The following is a 25,599-nucleotide window of genomic DNA, read 5'->3' on the forward strand; positions in this document are numbered from 1 at the left end:
ACCACCAACGTCCTCCAAGACGTCCTCACGAAGGGCTCCGGCCTGCTCATCCCACAAAAACTTGGCGTCCCGGACGCCGCAAAAACCGGCACCAACCAATACAACAACCAAACCTGGGTCATCGGCTACACGAAGGGCCTGGCAACGGCATCCTTCTTCGGAGACCCCTTCAATGGCGGCCCGTCCCGGCTTGGGCGCAACGTCACGGTCAACGGTAAGTTCTACCCCGTCGTCGACGGCGCATACATCGCAGGCCCGCAATGGGCGCAATACATGCAACACGTCGTCGGCCTCTACGACCACGGCGACTTCGACGCCCCACCGCAAAACCTCATCGGCAGTCCGCCGGCCGCGAAACGCCGATAATCCATGCCAACAGTCCCGGCATAGGATGAGGGACTGTCGGGCTGGCCCTTCACGGCTGTTGGTGCCGGGCGTGGAGGGAGTCCCGTCCTGCGCGCGCCACAGTGATGACTATCGCGCCGCAGGATGACTGCATTGCGCCGTGCCGAAGGTGGCGCCAGCCAGCGGCCCGGGATGAGCCGGAGCGTTCTTGGTTGAAGTGTCCGTCGATTTGCTGGACGCGGCAGCAGCAGGCCTGCTCCTTGCCGATCCGCGCGGCGAACTGCAGGTCGTGGCCTCCGCCAGCAAACAAAGCCAGCTCGTTGAGATACTCCAACTCCGGGGCGGCACGACATCCGCTCCCGGAACGGGAAGTGGCCCGAATTCCAAGCGGGCGCGCTCTTCCAGGGTTTCCGTTCAGTACACGCCGTCCCAACGCGGGTTCACGGCAGGATAAGTGGAGCCAAGGGCCTCTTCGAAGAACAACCCGGCGCGCTGAGTCGGGGGGACTCCGCCGTCGGCCAGGCCCTGCGGACGTCGCAATGATCAGCATCCTGCAGGAACGCGTCTAACGTGAGCCGGAGTTGGTCACCGAACAATAGCAACGCGCCTTGAACAGCAGGATCCTCATTGAACAAGCCAAGGGAGTCATTGCCGGCACCGCGACAGTAGACATGGAAGAGGCGTTCCCGACGCGCCCTAGTCCCTGGCGCCGGCACGCTCACCAGGATGGCAGTGCCGGCACCGGGCCGTCCGTCTCAATGTGTCCGGCGTCCCCACGTGCCAGCCACTGGAGCAGGCCCGCCCTCACTCGGCTCATGCTCGCCACCCCAACGGAATTCATCCTTGCCCTGGGGGGGGTATTGCCATGCTGCGCGCGCTCCAGCAGGCCTTTGTGACCGCCTTTGCCACGACGTTCTCGCTGGGGTCCCTGGTGACATTCGTCGTGACCATGTCAGGCATAAGTCTCTTCAACATCCACCCGGCATTCTGGGGACTGGTCTTCGGCTACGCGGTGTCACGGATTCTTGAACGCGCCGACCACGCCAAGGCCGGTCAATGCGTGCCGACTCCGCCTGGCGGCTTTGAGCGCGTCAGCGTGCTTGAAGGGAAGGGTCCGCCAGTGCATTATCGCCTGTTCGACGCGCTACCCGGTACGTTTCGCCCCGCCGTCGAGCGGGTGGTTAGGCTGGCAGGATGGCGACAGTAATTCTCGTGCGGCACGGCCGCACCACAGCCAATGCCACTGGACTGCTCGCCGGTCGGGCCGTCGGCGTCAGCCTGGACCAGCTCGGGCGTGACCAGGCGGCTCTGACCGGAGACCGGCTCGCGGCCGTGCCCGTAGTGGGGGTGGTGTCGAGCCCACTTGAGCGTTGTCAGCAGACCGCCCAGCTCATCCTCGATCGCCAGGCTGGCGCACCGTACGCGCCGATCGATCCCGATCTCACCGAGTGCGATTACGGCCAGTGGCAGGGCCGCACGCTCAGTGATCTCGCGACCGAGGATTTGTGGCCGGTTGTGCAGTTGCAACCGTCCGCCGTCGTCTTTCCCGGCGGTGAATCCATGGCCGCGATGCAGGCCCGGTCGGTGGCAGCGATTCGACGCCACGATGCAGCCTTCGAAGCCGAGTTCGGGCCAGGGGCGGTGTGGGTGGCGGTGAGCCACGGTGACATCATCAAATCAATCCTCGCCGACGCGCTCGGCATGCACCTAGACCTTTTCCAGCGTCTAAACGTGGGCCCCGCCTCGGTATCGATCGTGCGCTACGGCGCCAGTCGGCCGAGCGTCTACGCGACCAACACGGACGCGGGTAATCTGTCGTGGCTGTCAAACGGCATCCCCTCGGGCGATGCGCCGGTGGGCGGCGGTGCAGGGCAAAAGGCGCCATGAACCGCTTGTGCCTAAAATACTTACATGCCTACACGTGTTCACGAGTTTGCCTGGCCTGATCGGGTCGTTGTTGGCACCATTGGTCTTCCGGGGGCGCGCACGTTCTACCTGCAGGTCCGCGCAGGGACGCAGATGGTAAGTATTGCCCTCGAAAAGCAGCAGTCGGCTCTGCTCGCGGAGAAGATCGACGAAATTCTCGACCAGCTCATCACCGTCGAGGGCAACCCCTTCAGCGTTCCCACGAGTACTCCCATTGAACTTGTTGACAATGACCAGCTCGAGGCCGTTCAGGAGCAGTTTCGCACCGGCGCCATGAGCTTAGGTTGGGACCCAACCACGGCCCAGGTCGTAATTGAGGCCTACCCCATCACCGGCGCCGACGCCGATGACAACGGCAGCCCGCTCGATGAGGACGGCGCTGAAGTGCCCGAGATGCTGCTGGTACGAATGCCGGTCGGCACCGCCCGAGCGTTCGCCAAGCGCACCCGCGAGATCGTGGGCGCCGGGCGTCCGGCGTGCCCGCTCTGTGGTTACCCCGTAGACGCCGACGGGCACATCTGTACCCTTCCCGGGGTCTGATGCCAGCGCCGGACCTGTTGACGGCCGAGCTGACGCTTACCGGGCGCATTACGACGGCGTCGAACGCCACCTTCCTGGGCCGCATCGGCGACACGACGGTTGTCTATAAGCCAATAGCCGGTGAGAAATCGCTGTGGGATTTTCCCGACGGCTTCCTTGCCCACCGGGAGGTCGCCGCCTACCTGGTTTCGGAAGTCCTCGGCTGGAACGTGGTTCCACGCACGTGGCTGCGTGATGGTCCGTTCGGCGCAGGGATGGTGCAGCTGTGGCAGGAGGCAGATCCCGACCAGACCGCGGTGGACCTCGTTGCGTCAGAGGGCGCCCCAGAGGTCGGCTGGAAACACGTTCTCGAGGGACGAGATGCGAACGGGCAGATGGTTGCCCTCGTTCACGAAGACTCGCCAGCGCTCAGACGCATGGCGGTGTTCGACGTCATCGTCAACAACGCCGATCGAAAAGGGGACCACATTCTTGCCATGCCTGACGGACACCGGCACGGTGTGGACCATGGCCTCACCTTTCACCGTGACCACAAGCTACGCACAGTGCTGTGGGGTTGGCTGGGAGACGCTCTAACCGCCGAGGAACGCGACGGCATCGAGCGTGTCAGCGAAGGAATGCAGCGTGGGCTTGGCCGAAACTTGGCGGACTTGCTCAGCGCCGAAGAAATCGCCTCGCTTGCCGCGCGCTGCGCCCGGTTACGCTCGGCAGGGCGGTTTCCGGCCCCGAGCGGTGAGATGCCGGCGGTGCCCTGGCCGCTATTCTAAAAGGAGTCACGGCTACGGCTTCGCAAGCTGTGGCAGGTTAATGGCACGGATCGTAGGTCGCTGCGGGGCAGCGGTTGCTGGCCGCCCCTCGTGTCCGAGACAATTCGACCCGCCCCCAGTGGCAACCAAACGCTGGGCAGACCCTCCGGAGTAACTATGTTTGAAACAGTCGTGCGAGACGGAGTCGTCTTGAAGCCTCTTGAGACGTGGCAGGCCCGGGAGTTTGCCGAGCATATGAGCAGGGCAAGAGACCATATCCGGCCGTGGGTCGGACCGGCCTTTGTCACCGACACAGTCGACGGCGCCCGCGCTACCCTTCAGCGTTACGCCACAGCTACCGCGAATGATGGAGCGCGCATCTATGGTCTCTGGGATGGAGGGAAGATCGTTGGAGGCGTCATGTTTGTGACGTTTGATCCCGTCTGGGGCATTTGCGAGGTCGGCTGCTGGCTCGAACCCGAGGCTGTCGGAGGCGGCCTCATCACCCGGTCAGTCGAACTGCTGATGGAGTGGGCCTTCGTAGAGCGGGGGATGTCTCGCGTTGAATGGCGGTGCCGCACCGACAATGACCGCAGTGTTGCTGTCGCGCAGCGACTGGGGATGCATTCGGACGGCGTTCTTCGCAGTAGCTGGGTCTACGACGGGAAGCGTTACGACAAGGAGGTATTTTCAATACTTCGTGCCGAATGGATTAGTACGCGGCCTGTTATCGCTCAATGACAGACGCCGCTCCGAACGCTCGTTGGACCCGAGGCCGGACGCTTTCGCACGCAGCCAAGTGGATAGATGGCAACGAGACGTGTTCAAGTGCGACGGCCAGTCACCGCTGACGCGCATTGGTTGAGGGTGCCTGCGTGAGGAGCTCGTCGAACCGGCCCGTTGCGAAGTGCACGAACGGAGGCACCGGTATGAGCCGGCAGGCTGCTTGGCCCATCCTGATGATCCGGGTTCCGCTCCTCCGTTCGAATTCGTCCCCGATGCTCGGGAACAACCGGCCGTTATCGTCCGCAACATCGAGCGATTCGACCCATACCCGCTCGCCATCGACGATCTTAGGGAACCGCCGAATCTTCAACCGACGTGCAAAAGACAACGTCTCGGCGTGGTGCAGGAAGGTGTTTCGGTTATGCCCAACGCCAACGAGCAAGATGTGCGCCCCGAGGTCATGCAACCGGCCAAACGGCGAGTCTCGGCCCACTGCGAATCCCAACGGATGCGGCGCCACGATACGATCCGCGTGGCGTCCGTGGGCGGATACGGACACCTGGGGATGGGCGCTCCTAACGCTTCCCGGAAGCTTGCGAAATGCCTCGGCTATTGCACCCATTTCCGAGGGCATATCCGGATGGAACAGCGGCACCACGTCCCGGCGCCCGCGCGTGGCGGTATCTGGCACACCGACGGTACCAGGAGACGGATCTGCAATCTGAGGCGTAAACGCCGGCATGGCCACCGTACCGCCGGACCCGACGGCCTCAAGCAGCGAGGCCACGACGGTGCCGGCGCCGCCCGTCACGGTTCCAAGACTCGACAGTGACGAATGAACAATCACCGTCATGCCAGCGGACAGGCCGAGACGCTCCCATCCGCACGCCAAATCATCGAAGTCCAAGGATCCCCTCTACGCGTTCTTCAATCAGCCGACCCGGTGCCTTCTGGAAGTCTAGACGAGCGGCGACTGGGGTCTTTTTTCCTCGGATGCCGCCACGATCGGCTCGTGTCAGTCGCGAAGCGGCGACCCGGCGACCTCGAATCGGAATCCTCCGAAAGTACCGGACAGTAGTGGGCGTGCGGCCGAGATCGAGGCCTGCACTTCCGGCAACGCGAGGGAAGACTGATGCGCCTCCTCGCTCTCCCACAGTTCCACTACAAAGACGGTGTCAGGATCGTCCTCGTTCACGCCAACCTCGTAAGCAAGGCAGCCGAGCTGCCGGAGGGTCTCGCTCCGTCGAGTCAGATGGCGCACCAACTCGTCCCGCTTACCTGAGACGACGCCGAGCGTCCCCACATTCGCAAAGGTCATAGCACCACCGTAGTAGGACAATGCGACGTTCGGATCCGAATGGCGAGACGCACGAACCGGAAGCGGGCTTCATTCATGGGCGCACTGTGGCATGACGTTCGTTCTTGCGCAAGGGGGCTCTTCGGATCTGACACGGGATTATGAGGCGACGTCAGACATTGGCTGGCGTGATGGTGGCGCTCCTGTCCTTTGGCATTACGCGCTCACGACTTCATGGTGGCTGGTTCAGCTCCACGGTGGTCGAGGGTGCAGTACCGGTGGTCAGCGCAACCGAGACGCCGGCGACGCAGGCGGGGGCAATCAAGGTGGACTATCCCGCCCTTTTACTGCGTCACCTGCGAAGTGGTCACCACGTCCAGCCAGGGGCCGGCGGGTACGTTCGACCGGTCGATCCAGCTCCAGGCGACATGGTCGCTGTCGCCGTCCAAGTCAGCGAAACCCAGGCACCCGTTCAGCGCGGGCGAGACGTCCATGCCTGCGCCCTGGGTGGAGTCACCTGAGAACTGTTTATTGACGGGCCGGGCGTTGTTCTGACCGAACACGTAGCCCTTGTCGTGGTAGAGGCTTCCCGAGGAAGGCCCAGCGTCTTCGATCTGGCCGTAGCAGGTGTGCCCGTTCGGACCGGTGATCGCCACCCAGCGATTCTTCATGTACGAGTAGTTCGAGTTCGCGCAGTTGTTCTTGCCGGTAGCTGCGTTGTCGGCCGCCGCCCAGGTGATGACTGAGCAACGTTCCGCAAAGGCGGTGGCGTTGTTCACGTCGTCATAGGGAAGATCCAGGTAGAAGGCATTTTCCTTGGGCGTTCCCGCGGACGGTTCAAAGCCGTTCGCCGCTGTCCGTGCTTCGGTAGCGCACTTGAATGACGTGCCCGAACCAGACCCCGTGCCGTCACATGAGCCGTACACCGAACCTGCACAACCGGATGCCCAGGCGGGCGTGGTGCCAGTGTTCTTGCCGCCCCAGTGCATGGCCCACTGACTGTCGTACGTGGAGCACACCTGCGAGCCGTCCGCCAGGTTGGCATTGAAAATCTCGCCCACCCAGAAACTCGTGGACACGATGTTGGTATGGAGCGGATAGGAACTCTGTGCCGGGGGAACCGGCGAGGGAATGGGTGTCGGCGCGGGGGGAGCAGGCGTCGGCGCGACGGTCGGCGTCTGCGATGGCGTTGGCGTCGGCGTGAGAGTCGCGGTCGGCGTCGGAGTCGGAGTCGGAGTCGCGGTCGGCGTGGGCGTCGCGGTCGGCGCCGGCGTAGAGGTGGCCGTTGCCGTTGGTGTCGGCGCCGGCGTCTCGGCGGGTGCCGGTGCGAACAGGGCGTCTACGAAGTAGTTTGCGCCCGATCCGTCACCCCGGGGAATCGTTCCGTTCAACCCGGCAGCCTCGTACATATAAACGCCGGTCGCTTCGGTCGTGGTGCGCGTGACCGTTTCCAAGAGGTTGTTCGAAATGTTCCGGCCCATCTGGAAATAGCTGGCGTCGAATGCAAAGTGGCCGTCGCCCGCGCCATAGCTAACCGTGTAGTCATGGCCCGGCGTTGCAACGAACGGCGTCGAAAAATAGCCGAACTGCCACCCGGACGCAGACTGATCGGTGATGACCAAATCACGGACACTATAGCCGGAGGCAGTGTCCCAAAGGTGGGCAATATGGGAATTGTCAGTTGCACCAACCGCTTTATAGAACGCGATTCCGCCAATCGTCCCGGGTGCGTCTGTTTTGAACCGAAGCCCAAGTTCCACCTGCGCGCCGGAATCGCCCTTGTTTGGGCCGGCCCAGCCGGGATCCGAGAAAATGCCGTGGTAGGCCGTCGCGGCGCTCGCGGGCTGAGGGTGAACCGTCCCGATCCCGACCAGTGCCGCCAAGCCCAGCAGGACCGCAGCAATGAGCGCTGTAAGCCGTTTCGTGGACAACGCCCTTGCGTGTGCGTGCATGACTTCCTCTCGCTGCTAAGCGCCGAGCAGCGTATGGGTCCAAGGTGATCGTCAGCGTGTCTGATACACCCTTGGACCCAAAGCCGCCGAACAGCAGCAAGGAAGTCAAGGACGATGACAGCCTCCGATTTGGCGGAGGCCGTGGTGGCCTTGCCTGCTGGGAAGGTTACCTCGTAGGTGACCACTTGCCCGCCGGACTTGCCGGAGGTGAACGGGAATGTCGCGTCAAACGCCCGTTTGGAGTTGGACAGTTACGTTTGCAGCACCGCGCCTGTGCCTGACTTAACCGCTGCTGGTGGGCTTGCCTGCGTGCCGAGCCTCATGCCCGAAGGGAGCGGCATGGACGTGCCGGTGGCCGGGCCGTTGAGTTGCGGACTTCGCCGAGCTTCAGCGGGCCCCGGAGCTGCAGCCCGCGGACTCATTGGGCGGCCCCAGCCTGGGCGGCGTATGCGGTGGCCTGGGCCCGCACCTGGCGAATGTAGGGATCGGACTGGTTGTAGGCGTAGATAGCGTCGGTCCACCCCTTCGGGGATGAGAGGTCACGGCCGTGGGCGCAGAGATAGGTGGCCGCGCTGAGGGCGGCGTCGTCGATATTGAAGGGGTCCGCTGTTCCGTCCCCGTTCCCGTCCCGCCCCACAAGCCGCCAGGTGGAAGGAATGAACTGCATGGGTCCGACGGCGTGGTCCCAGCGGGCGTCGCCGTCCAGGGCACCCGCGTCCGTGTCAGCGATGGCGGCGAACCCGGCGCCGTTGAGGCTCGGGCCCACAATCGGGCTGCTCGCCTGCCCTGCGGCGTTGATGCTGCCGCCGCCGTAAGTTCCGTGTGCGGATTCGACGAAACCGACGGCCGCAACGGTGTTCCAGCCGATCCCGCACCCGGGAGTGGAATCGTTGGCCGTGGCGGCCGCAACAACGTAGGCCTGCAGCGCACGGGCGGGGATCCCGGTCTGCGCGGCAACCCGAACGAGCCATTGGGCGTCCGGGCTCCGGGTTACGTTCACGGCAGTGGTCATCCCGGAGGACAACACTTCAAGTTTCGCCTCCGCTCGCGGAGGTGCCGCAACGGCACCGAGGGCCTCTGCGCCGGGCGGCCGGGTCACCCAGAACGAGAAGCCGATGGTAAGGCCAATCGCGAAGAGGCTGAAAACCAGAAGGCGTTTTAGACGGAGCACGGACTAATCAAACCATCCGGGCTCCGTCACCGGTCGACGAAACGAGCGGAGGTGAAGTACCAGGCACATGTCACATCTCTCCAAGGCACGTCGCGTCCCGAGTCCAGCGTCATCTTCTCGAGGGGTTGACTCGCACTGTATTCCAGCCCTTGCGGACACTGGACTCCAGCCGAACCATACGGAGTCCGGCCCGATCCGACCGACAGTCGGCTCAGTCCCGAACCCAGAGCGAACGTTGATTCCGCGCGGTGGGAGGATGCCCTGGCTTGGAGGCTTGACGCCCTGTTCAACCGGATCTATTCTAAAACCAGATGGTTATAAAACAGTTAGGTTATGGTCTTGATGGCTGATGAATTGAGTGCAGTGTTTGGAGCGTTGGCCGATCCGACGCGACGGGCCATTCTGCAGCGGCTCGCGGAAGGCGATGCGCAAGTTTCCGATCTCGCGGCGCCGTTCAAGATCAGCCAACCGGCAATTTCCAAGCACTTGAAGGTACTGGAGAATGCCGGTTTGATTTCCAGGAACCGGGTGGCGACTGCCCGGCTCAGTCATCTGGAACCCGAGCGGTTCAAGGAAGCGAGCGAGTACATGGAGCGGTATAAGAAGTTTTGGGGTGAGTCCTTCGACAGGCTCGACGGCGTGCTGGCCGCGTTTCAGCGCGACAGCACGCACATGGGCCAGGGACGCGATGTCTGAGGGCCGCCAGCAGGAGATCACAGAACATGATGTCTTCATCTCTCGCTCCTTCGCCGCGCCCCGGGACGTGGTGTGGAGATTCTGGACCGAACCCCAACTCCTCGCCTCCTGGTTCGGGCCCGAAGGAGTTGACGTACCGGTCGACAGTGTCACGGTAGACCTCGTGGAGCAGGGCCGGTGGGAGTTGACCATGGTCGACAGCGCCACCGGGGCCAGTCACCCCATCCAGGGCCGCATCGTGGCCTTCCTAGCCCCGGAATTTCTTGACATCCAGCTGACCGCATTGACCGCGGCCGGCCTCGTGGACGACGTCGTGCTGCGGCTTCAGTTTCACGATCACGGCGAACGGACCCGCATGACGCTCCACCAGGGCCCGTTCACGGACCAGCTCCGGGACATGACCCGCACCGGCTGGGTCCTGTCTTTCGCCAAACTCGACACCCTTCTCGAAAGGCCCACAGCATGAAAACCACCTCCTCCCCGCCAACGCAGGTCACCCAGATAACCTCCGCGGACGGGACCCGCCTCTGCGTCGAACAGATCGGCATCGGCCCCGCCGTCGTTCTGGTGGACGGGGCCTTCTGCGGCCGGTCTTTTGGCCCCGCCCGGCCACTGGCCATAAAACTGGCCGATTCCTTCACTGTGTACTTCTACGACCGCCGAGGCCGTGGAGACAGTGATGATACGGGGTCCTACTCCGTGGAACGTGAGATCGAAGACCTCGCCGCCGTGATCAGCCATGCGGGCGGAAACGCCTTTGTCTACGGCATCTCCTCCGGCGCCGCCCTTGCCCTCGAGGCCGCCGCCGCCGGTGTCCCTCTCCGCAAACTCGCGACCTACGAGGCCCCCTACACCGGAGTCGGAAACGCCGAAGGAACACCCGTCGACCACGCCGGCCACCTGAATACGCTGCTCGCCCAAAACAAACGCGGCGCGATGGTCACCTACTTCCTGGTCAAAATGATCGGCGTGCCCGCCTTTGTGCCCGTCATGCTCCGCCTTATGCCCAAGGTCTGGAAGAGCCAAAAAGATGCCGCCAACACCCTCCCCTACGAGATCGCCGTTCTCAACAACTTCACCGCACCCACCGACCGACTCGCCAAAATTACTGTCCCGACCCTTGTCATGGTCGGCGGGAAAGCCGCCCCCGCCATGGCCACAGCCCAATTAACAACAGCCGCCGCCATCCCCCGAGCCATGCATCACACCCTCGCGGGCCAAACCCACCAAGTCTCAGACGCGGCCATCGCGGCAGAACTCCGCGGCTTCTTCACCGGCTGACCAGCCGCCGAACCTCACCAATCTCGCGGCTGTTTGATGCCTGCTTCGCAGCAGAACCCGTTTGAGCGAACCGGAAGACTGCTTTCAGTTGGCGCCCAGCCTCGACTCGTACAGTCGTTGGAGGTCGGAAAAATACCCCGGCTCGCAACGATTCGAAAGCGGAAGGAAACAGGTAGCAATGCCGACAACCCCCTCATTGAAGACCCGTCTGGGCGTGGGAGCAGCAGCGATCCTCGCCGCCGGCGCCATGGCCGCCGTGGGCGTCAATGCCGCCTCAGCATCCCCCTCGACCCCGGCCCCCTCGGCGACGTCGACAGCCGCCCCGTCGGCCGGAACCAAAGCCGGAGCCCACACCGGGCTGCGCGGCATCGGCGCCTTCCTGCAGCTCAAAGCCGACAGCCCGCAGGCAGCAGGCGACCGTGCCGCAAAGGCGGCGACAGCCCTGGTGAACCACCCGCAAGTGCTCGCCAAGCTCCCCTCCGCCCTGCAGGCGGACGTGAAGACACTCAAGGACGCCCCCTCGGCTGACCGGGTGAAAGACGCCTACAAGATCAAGACCACGGCCCTGTCCGGCGGATACGGTGCCGAGATCCAGAAGGCTGCCGAAAACCTGGCCAAGACCACGACGGAGACCGCGGGCCTGCGCCAGGAACTCCGGACCGCGTTCAGCTCAGCCAACCCGGGCGCCGGACTCCAGAAGGTCGCCGACCAGCTCATCAGCCACCCGAAGGTTCTCGCGAAGCTCCCGGCCAACCTGCAGGCTGACCTGAAGACCCTCAAGGCGGCAGCACCGGCCGACCTGGACACCCAGGCCAACAAGATCAAGGACACCGCGCTGAACGGCGGCTACGGTGCCCAGATCCAGAAGGCAGCCCAGGCCCTCGGAAAGAAGGCCGCTGCGGCCGCCCCAGCCGCATAAGCGGAGCCCCTGCTATCCCCACAAGCCGGGCAGCCCTTGTGGTTGCCCGGCTTTTGCATGTCCGGAACCGGTGAGGATGGCAGTCCACCACGCATGAGGAGAAGAGACCAATTCTCGAGGGCAGGGACGACCTGAATTCGTCAATACTTACATTCGACTGCCACCCAGCCCATAGTGCTGATTTCGGCGACGCCCGCGTCCAATGGGTCATGACAGCCGACTCCGACTACGCGGTCCCCGCCCTGGTTGACCTGAAGCAGGGACTCGCCATCGTCATGCTCGGCTTCGCGTTGTTAGTCCGCTAGATCAGCGGGATGCGTGCAGAAATCGTATCGGGGTGGCAGATCCCATATCGGACGGATCGTCAGGGGTGAAAAACAAAATCTGGCAGGAACGTCACGATCGCCACAGAACACAGCGGCAGGACCTCCTTAGATGGCGCGAGCACGCGCGCTGATTCGACGTCGGGCCCTCAGCGCCGGTTCTCGTACCTGGTAAGGACCACGCCGCCGGGAAACGTCCGGGTCTCCACCAGGCTCAGGTTCACCCAGTTGTCCAGGGCTGTGAAGAACGGCGTGCCGCCGCCCACCAGCACCGGATGGGTGACAATCGCGTACTCGTCGATCAGCCCGGCCCGCATGGCCGCCGCGGCGAACGTAGCACCGCCGATGTCCATGGAGGCGCCGTCGTCGGCCTTGAGCCGGGTGATCTCGGTAACCGCGTCGCCGGTGACCAGGCGCGTGTTCCAATCAACCGTCCTGGCCGTCGAGGAGAACACCACCTTTGGCATGTCCCGCCAGCGACAGGCGAACTCGATCTGCGCCGGTGTGGCGCCAGGCTGCTGGTCAGCGGTCGGCCAGTGGGAGCTCATCGTCTCCCACAGTCTGCGCCCGTACAGCGCCAGCCCCGTCGCCCCCACCCGGTCGGACCACCATTGGAACAGCTCGTCGCTCGGTACGCTCCAGCCGAGGTCGTCGCCGGGCGCGGCGATATAACCGTCCAGGCTCACGTTCATGCCAAAGGTCAGTTTGCGCATGGCGTCAGTCTCCCGTGAGTCGGTATTCGTTGTACAGACCAGCACGGTACGAAAAGTCATCGGTCAAGGCCACACCGAGAGCCGGTTTACCACCACGCCAAGCAGATTGTGGCCCGCGTTACACAACGCACGAAGAGGGAGCCTGATTCGCTCATATCCAGCGGCACCGTGGCACTCCGGCAGCAACGCCTAACGGCAGCACGCCACCGCTTCCCTGTCGTGATCGCCACTACCTTGGAGAGGCGAAGTGTAGGAAACCCCCGCCAGCCACAACGGCCGACGGGGACTTTTCAAGTTTGCCCTCGCCGCACTCTGCTTGACAGAGAGAGAAACTAAGTAAGCTTAGCATCTACGGGTATGCCGCTCGCTCGCAGCAAGGGCAGGCCGGCCTTCTGCGCTCCCCGGCTACCCTGAGTCATGACCGACCATCAAAAGACCTGGCACGAGGGGCATAAAGCCACCCTCACTCGAGGCCAGCGCGCCGCCGACATCATGCGAAACGGGATGGGGAGCTGGCCCTTCGTCGGCGGCTTCATCGGTTTCATGCTCATCTGGGCCGCCATCAACACCTGGGCGCTGGCCACCAATTCCTGGGATCCGTATCCTTACATCCTGTTGAACCTCCTGCTCTCGATGCTGGCCGGACTGCAAGGCGCCATCCTGCTGATCGCGGCCAAACGGCAAGACGCCATCGCCGCCGCCATGGCCCAGCATGACTACGACACCAACGTGAAAGCGAAGGAAGAGATTGAGCTGCTGATGGCCATCAACAGCCAGCAGCTGCAGATTCTGCAGGAGCTGAAGGAACTGGCGACCATTGAACGCTATGGTGCCGTCGATCCTGCAGGCGTCTGACCTGCGTCACTGTGGTTCTCCTGGGTAATCCTCCAGCGCCTGCTTCGGAACGCGGCAGGACCTGCCGAAGCGGGCAGAAGCCAGCCTAGTCAGGCCCGGTGATCTGCCGATAGTCATAGAAGTAGATGCCGTCCGGAGTGTGCAGCCCCACTGACCTGCCATTTCTGACCGCCACCACACCCTGTCTCCGCCCGTTGAACGGGTCGTCCCCGACTGCCACGGCACCAAATCGGAACGGTACGGCAGACGTGCGAGCCCACCAGACAGATCGGATGAACAACGTATGCAGCCACCCGTACCTGATTCGGGTTGCCGGCGAACCGGCCGCGAACTTCGGCATAGCGATCACTCCCTTGCAGCACAGCAAAAGGTGCTTCAGTCGTGTGCGGATCCGTCTGTCGTCATCACGCGGAATCGTCCCTGCACCGGTACGGCTCCATTGAAACCACGCTAAAGCATTTGCTCACCAGTCACACGAGTAACAATTACCTCATTGGTAGCGTTCATACCCTCCAGTAACACTTGCTTGCCTACTCGGTTAGACCGGGCCCGCCCCGCAGGCGATTCCCAGGCACGGAAGCGCCTAGAGCAGGGCAAGTGGCAACGCACGGACGGAAACGTGAGCGACGGGCCGCGCAACCTTTGCACCGGCGTCCGGAAACTGCCCCCGCCAGAACCGGGGCCGCAAGAACCCGGAAGACCACGACCGGCAACGAACGGACCCACCTGAAACTCGGGTCCTCAGCACCATCCTGCGCCATGAATAGAACCCCTGACGAGGGTGCTTGCGTGCCCGAGGTGGGACTCGAACCGGGCTCCAGCCCTTCAAAATCCGCCACTCCCCCGAAAAAGATCTCCAATCCGGCCCGGTCCGGCCCGCATACAACCCGATCGGGTTCCCAGAGTATGACCATTGTGCACACCCTCCTTTTGCCCACTTCGGCGCCCCAATCAGGCTGCTCAAACGACAGTCCGTCGAGCAGTTGTGTTTTGGCCGGGGTTTCGCTTCGATGCGAAGAGTAGGCCTCCGAAACCGGGCCGGCCCCGAACCGGCACCCGAAACGGGGCAGCCTTCTTATTGGAAATCGACGACCGTCATGCCGGCGCGTTCCGCCTTTACGAACATCTCGTGGAGAAGCGAACACCAACCTGCATGACCAACCGACATCCCGGCCAACACAACGTGAACACGAACCTCGGATGCCAGACCTTCATCCAGACGTTCTTTCAGCACTCCTATTGGGTCCGTCCGAAGTCGTTCCTCCGCCTACCCCTACCAAGACTGGAACCGCTCGATCGGCGTCCCCGTGGAATGGTGGATCCAGTGCCGCCTCAGCAGCTTGTTGGGGTGTCCGGGCGCCCGGCGCCTGCCACCCAGGATCGGCGATCGCAAGGTCGGTGGGGGTTCAGGTGCCTTCACGCGCTGGCGACGACGAAGAGTCCGGCGATGCCGAGCCCATAAAGCACCAGCACCATGAGGGAGTCGGTTCCCATCCTCGCTATCCGTCGTTTTGGCCGAAAGAGCAGCCCGAGCAGGTACACGACGGTGAGCAGGATCGCCAGCGCCGTGAGATAGATGTCGGTGGCCTGGCCTGCGGCAGGACCGTTTTGCCGGAAATGAGGACGGCCAGAAGGAACAGAACTGGAAGGAAGGCATTTCCACCGAGATGTCACTGACCGCCAGTTTGTAATCACCTTGGCCTACCGAGGCCAGACCCGTGGAAATTTCCGGCAGCGACGTCTGCGCACGTCAAGTTTCTGGGACAGTTTCATCGTTGTTTTCGGTTACGCGGCCAGGGGTTCTTAGTCGCGGGTCTGGTGGGCGGTGAGGGATGCCGCCCTGCGTCAGGAGTGTCCAGAAGAGCAGCAAAGCAGGCGGGCGAGTCAAAGTGCGGCAGGCAAAGCCAGTCGATGGAGCCATCCGAGCCGACAAGTGCAGCGGTGTGCAGGTCACCGACGAGGGCGTAATCCTCAATTCTGGCCACCTCAGAGGGCCTTAACTTCGAGGACGACTTTCACATCTGTGTCCTGCCGGCGGAAGGCGTCCTGAAAATCGGCCAACGGCACCCGCCGGGTGATCAGGCGCTGCAGCCATCCGTTGTCTGCCTTCTCGAGGGCTGCCACAGCAGCCTCGTAATGACTGCGGTTGGCATTAACGCTGCCGAAGACAGACTCGTTACCAAGCACCAGGGCCCGGTTGACCGCACCGACGTCCACTGGTGCACTTCGGCCGGTCGAGGACACTCCGGTCAGGCAGGTGACCGATTCCAGGGCCCGGCAGGTGATCGTTTCCATCACGTCGGCCTTCACGCCCGAGGCGGTGAGGCCCTCGGAGTGATAAGTGGCTCCGAGACTGCGGACCAGATCCGGCTTCGGTCCCCCGGTTACCCGGTCAAAGACGTGAACGTCGAGACCTCGCTGTACACCCAGGAGCGCGGCAAGCAGGCCTACCGGGCCGGCTCCCGTGACGACCGCCCTCCTCGGTTGGAAAAAGGCCCGGGAGCCGATCGCGTCGATGTGTTGCCACGCCTTGGCCACGATTGTCGTTGGCTCCAACAAGACTCCGGCGGTCGCGAGGGACGGGTTGAGTCGGACCAGCGCACCGGGGTCGGTGCGGTAGCGATCGCGGGCAAACCCGTGCAGCCCCTTGATGCCGTGCTCTGTGTACCGGCCATTACGGCACATGTCCCACTGGCCCACGGCACAGGCGGGACAGGGCACCGGGTCAGGCCGCCGGACGATGCACACCACGAGATCGCCTGCGCTGAATCCGGAAATTAGGTATCTGCTTAGATGAAGTCGTTCCGCGGCCGCGCATGGTCGGCCGTTCCGCTCCTCGGGGGCGGTTGTTGAATCCAGGTCTCACAGGAGCGCAACAGGTTCCCTCTGTACCGTCCTGCGGATGGGTGTACAACCGAAACCCGCCGCGGTCACAGATGACGGGCCGAGCTGGCGACTCGCCACCAAATGGGCGAAAGCGGAGACCGTGGCCATCTTCGCCGTCTTCGCCCTCTACGCGGCCTTCCTGCTGAAGCTGCTTCTCTTCTCTCGTGCACCGGGTTCGGAGAGATCGATCAATCTCATCCCGTTCGCAAGTATCGCGGAATATGCGTTCAGCCACTCTCCCGGGACCGAGAGAGTTGCGTTCGCCAACGTCGTCGGGAACATCCTGATCTTCATCCCGCTCGGAGTCTCCGCATCGTGGCTCCGACATCGGGCGGCCGCATGGCTGACCATGCTCACAGTCGCCTCGGTCAGCGGCGCCGTAGAGATCATCCAGGGCGTGTTCGCGGTTGGAGCATCGGACATCGACGACGTGATCCTGAACTGCATCGGAGGACTCATCGGAATGCTCGCATTCTGGCTGCTCTCCGCGATCCTGCGCGAGCGATCCCGAGTACGGACCGCGATGGCCGTGTTGTCACTGCTTTCGATGCCCGTCTGGTTGTACTTCTTCTTCATCATCCGACTACACATGTGAACACGACCCACAACCCTCGGCCTCACAGCAGAGCGGCCCGAGATCAGGGTGTGTTGCTAAAGCTGTCGTTGAACCATGCGAAGACGGCACGTCAATGAAGCGCCCCCGCCGGTTGGAGCGTCCTCTCAGTCGCTGTCGTGGGGGATGACGAGGTCCTTCAGGGGCGCGGGGTCGGTGTTCGTGGCCTGCTGGAGGAGCCGGTAGAACAGCAGTCCGCGGCTCTTTGCGGTGCGTCGGTTGAAGCGGAAGGTGAACTCGTCGAGGTAGTAGGCCAGTTGCTCCCTCGAGATGCCCTGATGAAGGGTGCCGTTGATCCAGCGCTTGAGCTGGGAGGCGGCCATATGGACGGCCGGCATGTTCACGTGCGCCGGGACGTCCGAGCCGAGCTGTGTGATGTACTCGTGCTGGAAGACGAGGTCGGCGAAGCGCCTCAGTTGCCTCGCCCCGTCGGTGCGGATAGTGGAGCCGGGGGCGACGACGCGCTGGCCGAATTTCACTAGCGCTAGCCTGCGGTCGATGGGCCCGGGTTCGAGGCGGACGCGTCCGATCCGGTTGTGGTCCAAGTGCTCAGCGGCGACCAGGATCGAGATCTTGTCCGGGCCGACGCCGGGCATACCGCGATGGACCCCGCCGATGAAGCTCTCGTCGACCTCGACCAGCCCGGAGAGCATCTCGCGCTCGGGCCGGACCATGGCCCGGCGGAGCTTGTGCATCCAGGCCCACGCCGTCTCATAGGAATTCAGCCCCAGGACCCGCTGCAGGCCGAGCGCGGACACGCCGTTCTTCTGCGCGGTCACGAACCAGACGGCCGCGAACCGCGTGCGCAGCGGAGTGCGGGTGCGTTCGAAGATCGTCCCGGCCGTCACCGACGTCCGACGCGAGCATCCCCGGCACATCCACAGCCCGGCGCCCGTGCGCCAGTAGTCGCGCCCGCCGCTCCGGGAGCAGACGAAACCGGCCGGCCATCGCAGCCCCGCGAGGTACCCGAAGCAGGCCTCTTCCGTGCCGAACCAGTCCCGAAACTGCCCGGACGTCTTGGGATAGTCCACCCCGGCACGAGGCATCGGCGGCGACAAATCGGCCATACCTCAGCCTACTTCAGCTAGGCAGATACCTAATATCCGGAATCGTCTGGAGCCTCGAGGACCCGTCCCAGGTTCTCGTGGCCCAGCACAAGAAAAGACGCTCCAGGCGGCGCCTCTCCGTACTCCCCGGCGTTGATCTCCAGATCGGTGCCGCAGAGCCCAACCGACAGAGCCTCGACCAGGACCTGTCCCTCCGCCGGTTCAGGCTCGGCTATGTCCCTCAGCCGGAACGAATCTTTGTCTCCCGGAACAACGGTTAAAGCTCTCACGATTTCCTCCACACAATAAAAGGCCGCCCGGCGGACTGAATGACCAATGGCACCTTCCGGCAAACTAATTCCCGGAAGTGATTCGTTTTGCGGCAAGACCGCCGCATCCACCTGACAGTGGGGATGGGCTGGGCCGGACGAACGTTCGGCGCCGGCAATTGTTCAGCTGCTGCCGGCACGGACGGCGGTAACAGCAAGGATGAAACCGGTCAGGGCGGAAGTCGCGCATAGGATCCAAAGCATGCCGATGAGACCGCTGTTCTGCCGCACGATGTCGGGACCCGCACTGGAAGCAACCCCAACCCGGATCAGAGCGGCGCCCGCGCTGGCGGTGGGGATTGCCCAGCAGAGCCACTGGTAGATCGTTGTAGACCCTTGTTCCATGGTTTGATCCTCCACAGGACGGGACGTGCGGCCGTATGCCAACACGAAGTATTTGCATAGACGCTACCATTGCGTAAGCGCAAAGAAAAGAGTCGGGGGTTTCGATCACTGCCTAACGCCCAAAAAAGTCCACACTCCGCTGCGGCCCTGTCCAAGCTTCCGCGCGGGGGCATCGAGCCGGGTCCGGAGGGTACTGGCTCAGCTATCGAGCGTCAGTGCGAAGCGCCCGTCGTCCGTTCCGGTTTCTCCCGAGGCTAGCGCGAATGCTTCCATGGCACCGGCAAGGGAGGCCCGCATCGCCGCAGGCAGACGTTCCATCACGACCACCACAGCTTCGCGGCGGTGCGACATCACCTGCTCCACCAACTCGCGGCCCTTGACGGAAAGGACCAGCTTGGACAAACGCCGATCCTGGGGATCCTCCCCGCGTTCAATCAACCCAGCCTGCACCAGGCGCTCACACGTTCTCGTGGCGTTGGATGGATGGACGCCCAGTTCAACGGCCACGGCCCCAAGGTTCTGTGGTCCGCCGTTCGCGATCAGCACCAGCACCCGTAACTGTGGGGTCGTCACCACGTCTTCCACTTCTGCCACCGAGCGGGCGGCCACCCGGAGGAAGACGTTGGCTGCCCGGACTACAGCATCCACCTGGCCACCGTCGACCGTGGGGGCCGCTCCTTCTGCGGATTGCTTGGCAGCTTCTGAATCAGTCATGCCCACGAGTATCCATCGATCTATTGCGCGGAGGCAATATTTGCAGAGTTGCAACACCTTCCTCAGGGCTGGCTCTCTGGTTTGGGCGAGCGGCCGGCAGGCTTCTGTTTCCGAGGCTGGGTCCGCGGGGCGCCGCCGACGACGCCCAGTCCAGACCCCTTCCGGGAAAGGATCAAAGCAGCCGGACACCCCAGGCCGCGGCCGTCGACTCACCGGGTTCGAGCCGGATCACTCCTTCGCCTGTCGCGAATGCGTTCGGCGGGCACGTCATCGGTTCGGTCCCGAGTCCTTTCCGGCGCCGGGATTCAACGAGGGTGTCAGCGGTGTACAACTCGACCAGCGCGTACCCCTGATCCACCCACAACTCGGACGTCCGGCCGTCATGTCCGGTCAGACGCACCCAAGCCCTGCCCTCGGCGTCGCGGACCAAGTCGGTGAAGGCGTGGTCGATGGCCAAGTCCCCGATCCTTCTGGGCTCTCGGAAGTCGAACACTGTACCGCCGACAGATTCCCGGCCCGTGGGCAATTGGCGTTCAGCATCAGTCGTTATGCGCGTTCCGGCATTCATCTGCAGGGTGCAGCCGTCGATCGTTTCATCACCGCCCGTCGCCAAGTAAGGATGCTGGCCGCATCCGTAAGGCAAGGCGTTCTCGCCGATGTTGGTCGCAGTGGTCGCGACAGTGAGGCCTCCAGCGTCGAGCCTGTATTCCACTCGCACCTGGAGCTGAAACGGGTATCCCTCCAACGGAAATAGCCGGGTACCCATCACCGCACGATCGGCATCGTGTTCGAGACGCTCCACGGACGCCAGCATAGAAATCCGTGGATCGCATTGTGCTTTGTCGGTTCCGTCAGAGCAACCTGATAGTCAGTTTCATCGAAGCGGTACCGCCCATCTGCCAAGCGGTTTGGCCAAGGGATCAGGGGTGTGCCATGGGCTCCGTCGCACATGGCGTCCCGGCCGTACGGTTGCAGCACATCCCTGCCTGAGTCCGTGTACTTTCGGACGCCACCGCCGGTCTCCACGATCGTCGCGCTCTGTCGGCCGTGGCTGATTTCGATCTGACGCCCAGAAGGAGGAAGACTCATGCGTGCCAGTCTGCGCCGCGGTGCACCGGGTCCGCAACCGCAGGTGAAGTGCTCGAAATGGATCCAGAACGGCTTCTGCGGTTCTGCCGGCGAGACGCCGACGGCGGCAAGTGCCTGAGCAGCGCGGTCACTTGGACTCTGGTCAAGGAGGGCCCAGCCACGTCATCGCCCACCGCATCATGGGCGGCTGGCGCCTCCAGATACTCAAGAAATGACGGAAACGTTGGCCGTAGCGGGGGTGAGTACTCGTCAGGTTGGGTCGCTGGCTCGGAACACCCTCTTCAAGACACCCTGTGGGAGTTGGGCGGCTGAGGACGGCCGCCCAGGAGCCACGCGATACCGCCGGCAACGCTTCCCAAGACCAGGACGACGAGCCAAATGTCTCTGGGGAATGTGCGCATGTCCCGCTCATCGGTCCTGCTGAAATCGATCAGGCTATATACCCAGAGGCTTAGGCACGGGACCAAGACGAGAACGGGCAGCCAACCTGAGTTCAGGTTTGCGTCCATGGGACCAGTATGCGCCGTGTAGGCCATGGCAGCTGATGGGACCGACTCGTCAATGATTCGGGCTGGGATTCTCCTCTTTTTGATGAAGCAGCTCGGTTGAGGCGAGGCGTTGGCACGGTTTGCTTCGGCCAGCAAACCGTGGGGCCACTACGCGGGCGGGACAACGCTGACCGGCACCTCTGAGGTGCAGAGGACTTCTGGCATTCCGAGCCGACGACTCCTGAAACTAACACCGGACGCTGTTGATCAACCCAAGAAGCGCCCAAAGCTACGCACCAACCTGACTGACGGCCAAGGACGGCGCCGAACTTCATCGCCAAAGCTGAACGAACGGCGCGGTCCTCCTTTTAGCAGTTGCCACGGCATCCCGTGGTAATCGGCGGACGTCAGCCACTCTGGGGGGCTGACGGTCCCTCCGTCCGCGCTGTAACTTGCGCACACCCCGACTTCAGGACCGCCCGAACAAGCCGACCAGCCGTGCACGGCCGATGGCGTGCGAAAAAAGGTTAAATCCCAAAAGAGCAGGGCTGGCTTGGGCAGTGATGTCGAGCTTATCCACGTCCAGCGCGTGAACCACCACATGGTAGTGGTGGACACCGTGGCCAGGCGGCGGTGCGGCGCCAACAAAGCCAGCGAAGCCGGCGTCGTTGTGCAGTTGCAACGCGCCTTCGGGCAGTCCTTGGTCCGCCGCGCCGGAGGGCAAAGAGGTGGTGGTCGCCGGCAGGTTACAGACAGCCCAGTGCCAGAAACCGCTTCCGGTTGGGGCGTCCGGGTCCAGCACGGTGAGCGCAAAGCTCTTTGTCTCAGGAGGAAAGCCAGACCACGAAAGCTGCGGTGACTGGTCCTGGCCCCCCTCTATTCCCATCTTTCCGCTGCGCTGCGCCGGAGCGAGCGTCTGGCCGTCCCCGAAGTCAGTGCTTGTCACCTTAAACTCCGGAAGCCGGGGAAGTTCTTCGTACGGGTCACGGGAATATGCCATCGATCAATTTCTCCTCTTTAGCAGAAAGGTCGGTCAGCAGAACATTTGGGCAAACCGTCCTTTCGCCCAGAATACTTCTATCCGGGCCCGGGGAGAAAGCAGTCCTGGCCCACGTCATATCCGGTGAAACCCCTGGCATGGCGGAGAAGCCTGCTGGAAATCGGCAGCGGGTCAACGAAGTCGCCCCCACCACCAACCGCAGACCGCCGTGGACTACGGACAGAGGAAGGTTTGCTTGATTGCTGACTGAGTCGTTCACGCACCTGCTACCGGGGAAGGCCGTGCCGGACCAGCGCTAATATCGGAAGGTGCACAGGGTCCTGAAACATGCGAAGGAACTAGTCCGTATAGAACCCGCACAGGGTGACCATCTGCCTGCCTTGCGCGTCGGACTCAGCGTCAGCATCCCGCTCCTGGTTCTGCTCGCCCTTGGCCGCCCGGACTTGAGCATCTACGCAGTCTTCGGCGGGTTCACCGCCATGTACGGACGCAGAGACGGCTACCGTGCCCGGCTGGTGCACCAGGGCCGCGCTGCCCTTCTTCTCACCTCGGGCCTAGCCGTCGGCGTCCTGCTTTCCTTGTTCCGGGCCCAGTCCTGGCTTCTCGTCATTGTCGAGTCGCTGTTCGCCGTGGCTGCATCCCTGGCTGCGGACAGGATGCGTCTCAGACCAGCCGGGCCCTTCTACGCAATCTTTGCGCTCGGCGCCTGCGCGTCGGTGCCGACAACGATTCCGTTCTGGCTCGCGGTCAGCATTTGCGTTGCCTCCGCGGCGTTCTCCATGGTGGTCGGGATCGCGGGATGGGCCCGGAACCGGAGTTGGCACCCCGCTCAGGCACCGCCAGGAGGAGCCGCGGATGCGCGGGCAGTGCGCGTGCACGCTGTCCGCTATCTCATTGCCGTAGCCACCGCCGGCATGCTCGGCGTTCTCGGCGGCGCCGGACACGCCAACTGGACCATGGCCGGGGCCGCGGTGCCCCTCGCAGCAACGAACAGGAAGAGCCGTATCCTCCGCGGCATCCACCGTGTGATTGGGACGCTGGCCGGTATCCTCCTCACCGCCCTGATCCTGCTGCCCGGTTTCGACCGGACCACGCTGACGGTGCTCCTCATGGTCCTGCTCTTTCCCACGGAGCTTTTCATGATGCGCCACTACGGGCTTGCCATGATGTTCTTCACTCCTGCCATCCTCCTCATGAGCCAACTGGCCTACCCGATCAGTAGGCACGTACTGGTCATGGACCGGGGAATCGAAACGCTCATCGGCGCCTCCGTCGGCATTGCAGTCGCCATCCTCGTCCGCGAGCCCTCCGTGAGCGTGGCCACGCCCATCGTGGCGCGCAGTGCGGACGCGTAGGCAAAGAGCTAGAGGAAGGTGGCGTGTCTGGCCGTCATTTGGTGACCGGGTCCGTCAAGGCCGCCATCGGCGCTTCCTGGCTTCAGCTCGCGCACCGATGAAACGCCAGAACGCAGTGCTGGGCATCGACGGCGCCCTCGGCCTGCCCTGTCGAAGGTCCCTTACGGGAGCCTGGGCCAAGCGTCCTGGTGCCCCGCTCCACGCGATCTCCAAGGGCGGCTCCTGGGGATCGGACTCCGAACCGGTCCTTGCGGCATTCTTGGCGGCGGCAATCCTGCTGACAGCCTGGGTTCCTCATGAGCTCTATTCCGCCAACCGAAGGTGGACCTTCAGGTTCCCACCGGGCTATGACCCGACGCCCCGGCCGTTCACCAGGTCGATCGGCCGCCGGGCCGGGCGGAGAGGCTAGCCATGGAGTTCGTTCCGACGACTGAGCCGTTCACATGGTCCCTCCCCCACCACGCAAGAATGCTGCAGCCGCACGCGACTCCATAGGCCGCAAATCCGAGGACGCCGGGCCGTTGCGGCAGACAATCGGCCTGCGAATTTAGTCCTACTGGTTACTGGCGTAGTAAGCGGCCGCCATGTCCTGCTTGGAGCGTCCTTGAGAGGCAACCCGTTCGAGCCGCGCGGCCGATGCCTCGACCCCGTCGAGCCGAAGGCCGTATTCGTTGGCGGCGTCGAGGATGAGGTGGGCGTCTTTTAGGGAGGTGTCGACCGCGAACGACGCCGGTTCCAGCCGATCATCGAGGATGAGGCCGGCCTTGATTCGCAGAAACGGCAGATCTAGGCCGCCGCCTTCGATCAGGTCAAAGAACTGCTGGGGATCCACCTCGAGGGCCTCGGAGAGGGCCAGGATCTCGCCGGCGGCATTCGAGGCAGCGAGGACCCAGCTATTCGTAACGAGCTTAAGCCGGGTTGCCGAACCCGCGGCCGGATTTTCACTAGTCCAGACTGTGCGTGCGCCGATTGCGTCCAGAACCGGTGCCACCCGCTCGCGCACAACTTTGGGTCCGGCAGCGATCACAAGGAGTTGGCCGGCTTCAGCGGGCTCACGGGTGCCCGAAACGGGCGCTTCGACGAAGCCGAGACCAACCTCATCGGCCAGAGCTGCAAGGGCCGCGACATCGTTCACGCCGACAGTCGTGGACTGCACCCAAGCTGCGCCCTGCCGGATTCCAGGGGTGGCCTGCCGGATTACTTCGGTCACGGCGGCGGCATCGTAGAGCATCGTCAGTATCACGTCGGCGCCAGCGACGGCTTCGGCCGGGGACAAGGCCACCTGCGCTCCGGCGTCGGCAAGTGGGCCGGTCTTGGCCTGGTCCCGGTTCCACACGTGGACCTCGTGTCCGGCCCGCAGAAGGTTGCGGGCCATTGCAGCCCCCATAATGCCGGCTCCCAGCACTGCCACGTTGCGCTTCGCGTTCATCATGTCGTCCTCTCGATCGTTGTGCAGCTGCTAACGTCCGTCGCGGTTTCCGAACTCTTCACCGAGCCTGCGACGCAATGCCGGAAGTCGACCTTCGAGTTCGGCTCCCCTCGGCAACGACCTCGAGGCCGAGCTGGCGCTGCGTCTGGCCGTCCAGGACCTGCAGGTGCTGGCCTCCGAAACCCGGCCAGGACTTCGGAAAATAATCCTCCGGCTTGTGATGCAATTTCTCCGTCAGCGCGTCCCTAAACGCCTGCCGGATCTACGCCGGGTTCCTGCAATGTCCAAATTCTATGGGCATCCGGGCGGTACGGCTTCCGAGCGCCCCGTACCGCTCTCCAACTCTCGCAAGCACTAGGCTCCCCCGAAAGCCTGCGTAGTCCGTCCCGCTCCGCCACTCGAGGCCCAGTCGAAAGCCGAATATGTGGACACTTTCCACACCCCTTCTCCCTACCTAGGGCCTCTCCAACAGCAGTACCCCGGATTGACGGGGCGCGGCACCTCTCTGGCTTGACAAGGTTTGCCCGGCCCTACCTGCTCGCGCCCTCGCTCCTTGCCGACTGGCTGTGACAGGTTTGGATGGCCCCGGTAGGACGGTTATCTGGCCCCCACTTCATGACTCGCCGGGCGCTTGTAACGGTTATTTGTGGCCCCACCTTCAACGTTGGGACTGTGGAATTAACGGTGTATCCGGCTCGACACGCCAGGCGGTCTGCTTGGCAGGAATGAGCTGGATATGCCGGTGACACTGGATGCCGTGAAGACTGCGGACACCACTGCGAAACCGAAGGAAGATTCGGAGGCTGAGGCCGCCC

28 protein-coding genes and 2 pseudogenes are annotated in these 25,599 nt (G+C 63.5%); 14 read left to right on the forward strand and 16 right to left on the reverse strand.

The window, feature by feature from the left end; genetic code table 11:
- The 7 genes and pseudogenes from AC1DGI_RS17605 to AC1DGI_RS17635 all read left to right on the forward strand — a co-directional run.
- Positions 1-366 (forward strand): annotated as a pseudogene (locus tag AC1DGI_RS17605) (transglycosylase domain-containing protein); the annotation flags it as partial.
- A gap of 587 nt (positions 367-953) precedes the next feature.
- The gene (locus tag AC1DGI_RS17610; RefSeq protein ID WP_476899746.1) at positions 954-1,241 is read left to right on the forward strand and encodes an ANTAR domain-containing protein; all 288 of its coding nucleotides are present in this window, start codon (positions 954-956) and stop codon (positions 1,239-1,241) included.
- Positions 1,211-1,552 (forward strand): benzoate/H(+) symporter BenE family transporter, encoded by a 342-nt coding sequence (locus AC1DGI_RS17615; protein ID WP_476899747.1) that lies wholly within the window; start codon positions 1,211-1,213, stop codon positions 1,550-1,552. The genes AC1DGI_RS17610 and AC1DGI_RS17615 overlap by 31 nt, the downstream gene beginning before the upstream one ends.
- Positions 1,540-2,232, forward strand: a complete 693-nt coding sequence (locus AC1DGI_RS17620) for a histidine phosphatase family protein (RefSeq protein WP_476899748.1) — start codon at positions 1,540-1,542, stop codon at positions 2,230-2,232. Before AC1DGI_RS17615 ends, AC1DGI_RS17620 begins: the two co-directional genes overlap by 13 nt.
- A gap of 24 nt (positions 2,233-2,256) precedes the next feature.
- Entirely contained in the window at positions 2,257-2,811 is a 555-nt protein-coding gene (locus AC1DGI_RS17625) for a DUF3090 domain-containing protein (RefSeq protein WP_476899749.1), read from the forward strand.
- A complete protein-coding gene (locus AC1DGI_RS17630; RefSeq protein ID WP_476899750.1) occupies positions 2,811-3,578 on the forward strand; it encodes an SCO1664 family protein in 768 nt (255 codons plus the stop codon). Before AC1DGI_RS17625 ends, AC1DGI_RS17630 begins: the two co-directional genes overlap by 1 nt.
- A 156-nt stretch (positions 3,579-3,734) precedes the next feature.
- The gene (locus AC1DGI_RS17635; protein ID WP_476899751.1) at positions 3,735-4,298 is read left to right on the forward strand and encodes a GNAT family N-acetyltransferase; all 564 of its coding nucleotides are present in this window, start codon (positions 3,735-3,737) and stop codon (positions 4,296-4,298) included.
- 100 nt (positions 4,299-4,398) lie between these two features.
- On the opposite strand, the gene AC1DGI_RS17640 is transcribed toward AC1DGI_RS17635, so the two are convergent.
- The 4 genes from AC1DGI_RS17640 to AC1DGI_RS17655 form a co-directional block, all read right to left on the reverse strand.
- Positions 4,399-5,190, reverse strand: a complete 792-nt coding sequence (locus tag AC1DGI_RS17640; RefSeq protein WP_476899752.1) for an AAC(3) family N-acetyltransferase — start codon at positions 5,188-5,190, stop codon at positions 4,399-4,401.
- Between the two features lie 108 nt (positions 5,191-5,298).
- Entirely contained in the window at positions 5,299-5,601 is a 303-nt protein-coding gene (locus AC1DGI_RS17645) for a putative quinol monooxygenase (protein WP_441403363.1), read from the reverse strand.
- 323 nt (positions 5,602-5,924) lie between these two features.
- The gene (locus tag AC1DGI_RS17650; RefSeq protein ID WP_476899753.1) at positions 5,925-7,532 is read right to left on the reverse strand and encodes a DUF4082 domain-containing protein; all 1,608 of its coding nucleotides are present in this window, start codon (positions 7,530-7,532) and stop codon (positions 5,925-5,927) included.
- A gap of 418 nt (positions 7,533-7,950) precedes the next feature.
- Positions 7,951-8,532, reverse strand: coding sequence for a lytic transglycosylase domain-containing protein (locus tag AC1DGI_RS17655; RefSeq protein WP_476899754.1), 582 nt, complete (start codon positions 8,530-8,532; stop codon positions 7,951-7,953).
- Positions 8,533-9,045: 513 nt separating this feature from the next.
- Between AC1DGI_RS17655 and AC1DGI_RS17660 the strand changes: the two genes are divergently transcribed.
- The 4 genes from AC1DGI_RS17660 to AC1DGI_RS17675 all read left to right on the forward strand — a co-directional run bounded on the left by AC1DGI_RS17660 (position 9,046) and on the right by AC1DGI_RS17675 (position 11,599).
- Complete coding sequence (locus AC1DGI_RS17660; RefSeq protein WP_476899755.1) at positions 9,046-9,399, forward strand: ArsR/SmtB family transcription factor; 354 nt, start codon at positions 9,046-9,048, stop codon at positions 9,397-9,399.
- Positions 9,392-9,865 (forward strand): SRPBCC family protein, encoded by a 474-nt coding sequence (locus AC1DGI_RS17665; protein ID WP_476899756.1) that lies wholly within the window; start codon positions 9,392-9,394, stop codon positions 9,863-9,865. The genes AC1DGI_RS17660 and AC1DGI_RS17665 overlap by 8 nt, the downstream gene beginning before the upstream one ends.
- A complete protein-coding gene (locus AC1DGI_RS17670; RefSeq protein ID WP_476899757.1) occupies positions 9,862-10,680 on the forward strand; it encodes an alpha/beta fold hydrolase in 819 nt (272 codons plus the stop codon). The genes AC1DGI_RS17665 and AC1DGI_RS17670 overlap by 4 nt, the downstream gene beginning before the upstream one ends.
- A 178-nt stretch (positions 10,681-10,858) precedes the next feature.
- On the forward strand, positions 10,859-11,599 hold the full coding sequence (locus AC1DGI_RS17675; RefSeq protein ID WP_476899758.1) for a hypothetical protein: 741 nt from the start codon (positions 10,859-10,861) through the stop codon (positions 11,597-11,599).
- A 472-nt stretch (positions 11,600-12,071) separates the two neighbouring features.
- Here AC1DGI_RS17675 and AC1DGI_RS17680 read toward each other — a convergent pair whose 3' ends face one another.
- Positions 12,072-12,635 (reverse strand): dihydrofolate reductase family protein, encoded by a 564-nt coding sequence (locus AC1DGI_RS17680; RefSeq protein ID WP_476899770.1) that lies wholly within the window; start codon positions 12,633-12,635, stop codon positions 12,072-12,074.
- Positions 12,636-13,052: 417 nt separating this feature from the next.
- Here AC1DGI_RS17680 and AC1DGI_RS17685 point away from each other — a divergent pair, with 417 nt between their 5' ends.
- The gene (locus tag AC1DGI_RS17685) at positions 13,053-13,490 is read left to right on the forward strand and encodes a DUF1003 domain-containing protein (protein WP_441402107.1); all 438 of its coding nucleotides are present in this window, start codon (positions 13,053-13,055) and stop codon (positions 13,488-13,490) included.
- 1,416 nt (positions 13,491-14,906) lie between these two features.
- Here the strand turns inward: AC1DGI_RS17685 and AC1DGI_RS17690 are convergent.
- The 3 genes and pseudogenes from AC1DGI_RS17690 to AC1DGI_RS17700 all read right to left on the reverse strand — a co-directional run bounded on the left by AC1DGI_RS17690 (position 14,907) and on the right by AC1DGI_RS17700 (position 16,175).
- Positions 14,907-15,164 carry a hypothetical protein gene (locus AC1DGI_RS17690; RefSeq protein ID WP_441402106.1) on the reverse strand — a complete coding sequence of 86 codons (258 nt, stop codon included), beginning with the start codon at positions 15,162-15,164 and terminating at the stop codon, positions 14,907-14,909.
- A 161-nt stretch (positions 15,165-15,325) separates the two neighbouring features.
- Positions 15,326-15,475 (reverse strand): annotated as a pseudogene (locus AC1DGI_RS17695) (trehalase-like domain-containing protein); the annotation flags it as partial.
- Position 15,476: 1 nt separating this feature from the next.
- The gene (locus tag AC1DGI_RS17700) at positions 15,477-16,175 is read right to left on the reverse strand and encodes an MDR/zinc-dependent alcohol dehydrogenase-like family protein (RefSeq protein ID WP_476899759.1); all 699 of its coding nucleotides are present in this window, start codon (positions 16,173-16,175) and stop codon (positions 15,477-15,479) included.
- Between the two features lie 217 nt (positions 16,176-16,392).
- Here AC1DGI_RS17700 and AC1DGI_RS17705 point away from each other — a divergent pair, with 217 nt between their 5' ends.
- Positions 16,393-16,971, forward strand: a complete 579-nt coding sequence (locus tag AC1DGI_RS17705) for a VanZ family protein (RefSeq protein ID WP_476899760.1) — start codon at positions 16,393-16,395, stop codon at positions 16,969-16,971.
- Between the two features lie 125 nt (positions 16,972-17,096).
- On the opposite strand, the gene AC1DGI_RS17710 is transcribed toward AC1DGI_RS17705, so the two are convergent.
- The 7 genes from AC1DGI_RS17710 to AC1DGI_RS17740 form a co-directional block, all read right to left on the reverse strand.
- Entirely contained in the window at positions 17,097-18,056 is a 960-nt protein-coding gene (locus AC1DGI_RS17710; protein WP_476899761.1) for an IS1595 family transposase, read from the reverse strand.
- A gap of 29 nt (positions 18,057-18,085) precedes the next feature.
- Positions 18,086-18,337, reverse strand: a complete 252-nt coding sequence (locus AC1DGI_RS17715; RefSeq protein ID WP_476899762.1) for an alcohol dehydrogenase catalytic domain-containing protein — start codon at positions 18,335-18,337, stop codon at positions 18,086-18,088.
- A 150-nt stretch (positions 18,338-18,487) separates the two neighbouring features.
- Positions 18,488-18,709: a hypothetical protein gene (locus tag AC1DGI_RS17720; RefSeq protein ID WP_476899763.1), complete on the reverse strand. Its 222-nt coding sequence runs from the start codon at positions 18,707-18,709 to the stop codon at positions 18,488-18,490.
- A gap of 198 nt (positions 18,710-18,907) precedes the next feature.
- Positions 18,908-19,423: a MarR family winged helix-turn-helix transcriptional regulator gene (locus AC1DGI_RS17725; protein ID WP_476899764.1), complete on the reverse strand. Its 516-nt coding sequence runs from the start codon at positions 19,421-19,423 to the stop codon at positions 18,908-18,910.
- 172 nt (positions 19,424-19,595) lie between these two features.
- Positions 19,596-20,225, reverse strand: coding sequence for an aldose epimerase family protein (locus AC1DGI_RS17730; protein WP_476899765.1), 630 nt, complete (start codon positions 20,223-20,225; stop codon positions 19,596-19,598).
- A complete protein-coding gene (locus tag AC1DGI_RS17735) occupies positions 20,189-20,512 on the reverse strand; it encodes an aldose epimerase family protein (protein ID WP_476899766.1) in 324 nt (107 codons plus the stop codon). Before AC1DGI_RS17735 ends, AC1DGI_RS17730 begins: the two co-directional genes overlap by 37 nt.
- Before the next feature lie 957 nt (positions 20,513-21,469).
- Entirely contained in the window at positions 21,470-22,000 is a 531-nt protein-coding gene (locus AC1DGI_RS17740) for a YbhB/YbcL family Raf kinase inhibitor-like protein (RefSeq protein ID WP_476899767.1), read from the reverse strand.
- Positions 22,001-22,380: 380 nt separating this feature from the next.
- On the opposite strand from AC1DGI_RS17740, the gene AC1DGI_RS17745 reads away from it, so the two are divergent.
- The gene (locus AC1DGI_RS17745) at positions 22,381-23,355 is read left to right on the forward strand and encodes an FUSC family protein (protein ID WP_476899768.1); all 975 of its coding nucleotides are present in this window, start codon (positions 22,381-22,383) and stop codon (positions 23,353-23,355) included.
- A gap of 553 nt (positions 23,356-23,908) precedes the next feature.
- On the opposite strand, the gene AC1DGI_RS17750 is transcribed toward AC1DGI_RS17745, so the two are convergent.
- Complete coding sequence (locus AC1DGI_RS17750; protein ID WP_476899769.1) at positions 23,909-24,787, reverse strand: NAD(P)-dependent oxidoreductase; 879 nt, start codon at positions 24,785-24,787, stop codon at positions 23,909-23,911.
- Positions 24,788-25,599: the final 812 nt, after the last annotated feature.

The sequence above is a fragment of the Arthrobacter sp. 05N428_2 genome (assembly GCF_056397065.1).

Excerpts from the sequence above, each read along its gene's own strand:
- AC1DGI_RS17620 (WP_476899748.1), top strand. The coding sequence starts at position 1,540 with ATGGCGACAGTAATTCTCGTGCGGCACGGCCGCACCACAGCCAATGCC.
- AC1DGI_RS17740 (WP_476899767.1), bottom strand. The coding sequence starts at position 22,000 with ATGGCATATTCCCGTGACCCGTACGAAGAACTTCCCCGGCTTCCGGAG.
- AC1DGI_RS17660 (WP_476899755.1), top strand. The coding sequence starts at position 9,046 with ATGGCTGATGAATTGAGTGCAGTGTTTGGAGCGTTGGCCGATCCGACG.
- AC1DGI_RS17735 (WP_476899766.1), bottom strand. The coding sequence starts at position 20,512 with ATGAGTCTTCCTCCTTCTGGGCGTCAGATCGAAATCAGCCACGGCCGA.
- AC1DGI_RS17710 (WP_476899761.1), bottom strand. The coding sequence starts at position 18,056 with ATGGCCGATTTGTCGCCGCCGATGCCTCGTGCCGGGGTGGACTATCCC.
- AC1DGI_RS17630 (WP_476899750.1), top strand. The coding sequence starts at position 2,811 with ATGCCAGCGCCGGACCTGTTGACGGCCGAGCTGACGCTTACCGGGCGC.
- AC1DGI_RS17720 (WP_476899763.1), bottom strand. The coding sequence starts at position 18,709 with ATGGAACAAGGGTCTACAACGATCTACCAGTGGCTCTGCTGGGCAATC.
- AC1DGI_RS17645 (WP_441403363.1), bottom strand. The coding sequence starts at position 5,601 with ATGACCTTTGCGAATGTGGGGACGCTCGGCGTCGTCTCAGGTAAGCGG.
- AC1DGI_RS17705 (WP_476899760.1), top strand. The coding sequence starts at position 16,393 with ATGGGTGTACAACCGAAACCCGCCGCGGTCACAGATGACGGGCCGAGC.
- AC1DGI_RS17625 (WP_476899749.1), top strand. The coding sequence starts at position 2,257 with ATGCCTACACGTGTTCACGAGTTTGCCTGGCCTGATCGGGTCGTTGTT.
- AC1DGI_RS17685 (WP_441402107.1), top strand. The coding sequence starts at position 13,053 with ATGACCGACCATCAAAAGACCTGGCACGAGGGGCATAAAGCCACCCTC.
- AC1DGI_RS17750 (WP_476899769.1), bottom strand. The coding sequence starts at position 24,787 with ATGATGAACGCGAAGCGCAACGTGGCAGTGCTGGGAGCCGGCATTATG.
- AC1DGI_RS17615 (WP_476899747.1), top strand. The coding sequence starts at position 1,211 with ATGCTGCGCGCGCTCCAGCAGGCCTTTGTGACCGCCTTTGCCACGACG.
- AC1DGI_RS17670 (WP_476899757.1), top strand. The coding sequence starts at position 9,862 with ATGAAAACCACCTCCTCCCCGCCAACGCAGGTCACCCAGATAACCTCC.
- AC1DGI_RS17725 (WP_476899764.1), bottom strand. The coding sequence starts at position 19,423 with ATGACTGATTCAGAAGCTGCCAAGCAATCCGCAGAAGGAGCGGCCCCC.
- AC1DGI_RS17675 (WP_476899758.1), top strand. The coding sequence starts at position 10,859 with ATGCCGACAACCCCCTCATTGAAGACCCGTCTGGGCGTGGGAGCAGCA.
- AC1DGI_RS17665 (WP_476899756.1), top strand. The coding sequence starts at position 9,392 with ATGTCTGAGGGCCGCCAGCAGGAGATCACAGAACATGATGTCTTCATC.
- AC1DGI_RS17680 (WP_476899770.1), bottom strand. The coding sequence starts at position 12,635 with ATGCGCAAACTGACCTTTGGCATGAACGTGAGCCTGGACGGTTATATC.
- AC1DGI_RS17650 (WP_476899753.1), bottom strand. The coding sequence starts at position 7,532 with ATGCACGCACACGCAAGGGCGTTGTCCACGAAACGGCTTACAGCGCTC.
- AC1DGI_RS17700 (WP_476899759.1), bottom strand. The coding sequence starts at position 16,175 with ATGTGCCGTAATGGCCGGTACACAGAGCACGGCATCAAGGGGCTGCAC.
- AC1DGI_RS17635 (WP_476899751.1), top strand. The coding sequence starts at position 3,735 with ATGTTTGAAACAGTCGTGCGAGACGGAGTCGTCTTGAAGCCTCTTGAG.